Source organism: Streptococcus sp. HMSC062H02 (assembly GCF_001813005.1).
Classification (GTDB): Bacteria; Bacillota; Bacilli; order Lactobacillales; family Streptococcaceae; genus Streptococcus; species Streptococcus oralis_S.
This window is the reverse complement of the sequence record NZ_KV811094.1, coordinates 1-310: the sequence shown is the minus strand read 5'-3', so window position 1 is coordinate 310 and position 310 is coordinate 1. Positions and strand designations below refer to the sequence as shown.

The window sequence follows — 310 nt, the reverse complement described above, 5'->3', positions numbered from 1 at the left end:
CAAGGTCAGGTCCAAGAAGGTAAAGTGACCTTCACTCCAGGTCATGACTCAGTTCCATTCCCAGCTGATTCAACTCCACTATTTGACAATGGTACAACTGTGAAAGAAGTACCAAATGTTGGTAAATTCGAAGTGGATGCAGACGGTAAGGTGACCTTCACTCCTGATAAACAGTTCAAGGGTGAAACACCAGAGCTTGAATTGACTCGTGTGGATGCCAACGGAACTCCTGTTACTGTCAAGTACCAAGCGGTTGTGAAAGAAGTAGTTCCAACCAGCACTAACGCAACGAGCACAGGTCCTCAAGGTG

The 310-nt window shown here is 46.5% G+C and carries 1 protein-coding gene; it reads left to right on the top strand.

What is annotated here, in order from left to right; genetic code table 11:
* The coding region (locus HMPREF2885_RS01490) for an Ig-like domain-containing protein (RefSeq protein ID WP_148131116.1) at positions 1 to 310 on the top strand (310 nt) is incomplete at both ends.